The organism is Gaiella occulta (assembly GCF_003351045.1).
GTDB classification, from domain to species: domain Bacteria; phylum Actinomycetota; class Thermoleophilia; order Gaiellales; family Gaiellaceae; genus Gaiella; species Gaiella occulta.
On record NZ_QQZY01000026.1, the window covers coordinates 1 to 1426 of the forward strand.

Annotated in this window: 1 protein-coding gene; it reads left to right on the forward strand. The window is 71.1% G+C overall.

Features of this window, described 5'->3' with window-relative positions:
• Positions 1-98: 98 nt before the first annotated feature.
• A complete protein-coding gene (locus Gocc_RS15550) occupies positions 99-1370 on the forward strand; it encodes an IS256 family transposase (protein ID WP_114797491.1) in 1272 nt (423 codons plus the stop codon).
• Positions 1371-1426: the final 56 nt, after the last annotated feature.

Below are 1426 nucleotides of genomic sequence, written 5' to 3' on the forward strand. Positions count from 1 at the left end.
GGGTCGCGTCCTGGAACTGCTGTAACTTCGCCGGCTCCGTAAGGAGAGCGGCGTAGGTTCCTCGTAGTCCACGAAGACAACGAGAGGAGGCCTGCGCCGTGAGGCGGACACTACTGCCGTCGGTGGTGATCGAGAAGGAGATCGATGCGCTGCTCGCCGGTGAGCGCGTCGACGTGGACGGGCTGGAGGTCGTCAGCGAGGTGGGACGGCTCGGCGTTCGGCTTGTGCTGCAGCGCGCGGTCGAGGAGGAGGTGGACGAGTGGCTCGGCCGCGCCCGCTACGAACGGCGGGCGGAAGCCGCGCCGGGAAAGCGCAACGGCTACCGGCCGTGGCGCGTCCAGACCGGCGAGGGCGCGGTCGTGGTCGAGGTGTCGCAGGTGCGCGACGCCTGCGCCCCGTTCACGAGCCGGCTCTTCCGCCGCCGCAAGCGCTTCCTCGCCAGCGAGCCGCTCAAGGCGCTCGTGATCGGCGCCTTCGTGCGCGGCCTGTCGATGCGCGACGTCGAGTCGCTCTGCGAGGAGGCCGGCCTCGGCCAGGTCTCGAAGTCGACCGCCTCCCGGCTCTGCCGCGAGCTGAAGGAGCGCTTCCAGGCCTTCCGCGAGCGCGACCTCTCCGACATCCGCCTCGTCTGCCTCTTCCTCGATGCGATCTTCCTGCCCGTCCGCCCCTCCGGGGCGAAGGAGGGCGTCCTTTGCGCCTGGGGCATCAGCGAGCAGGGCGAGCGCGTCTTGCTCGACGTCTGCCTCGGGATGCGCGAGGCCGAGGAGGACTGGCTCTGCCTCGGCCGCGCGCTCACCCGCCGCGGCCTGCCGGCACCGCTGCTGGTCGTCGGGGACGGCGCGCCCGGACTGGTGAACGCGATCGAGCAGCTCTGGCCCGAGGCCGACCGTCAGCGCTGCACGGTCCACCGCTTGCGCAACGTGCTCGCCAAGCTGCCGGAGGCCGAGCGGGAACGGGTCGAGGCCGCCTACTGGCGCGCGCTCGACGAGGCAACCTCGCAGACCGACGGCGAGCGCAGGCTGCGCGCGCTCGTCGGCGAGCTCACCGACGCCGGCTACAGCGCCGCGGCCGCCTGCCTCGCCGACGACCTCGGAGCCTTGACCGTCCACCTGCGCTACCCGCTCAAGCACCGGCGCGTCTGGCGGTCGACGAACCTGCTCGAGCGCTCGCTCGGCGAGGTCAAGCGCAGGACGAAGGCGATCGGCCGCTTCCCCGGCGAGACCAGCTGCCTCTCCCTCTGCTGGGCCGTACTCGACCTCGTCATCGCCGGCGCCAACCGCGTCCGCTTCGACGACCTCGAACGGCAACAGATCGCACGCATCGCAACCGAACAAAACCGCGACGAAGAACAGGAGGTAGTCGCCGCGTAGAATCGCCCACCGGAGCCTACGCCAGACCGAAGTTACAGCGGTCCAGGGACGTCACC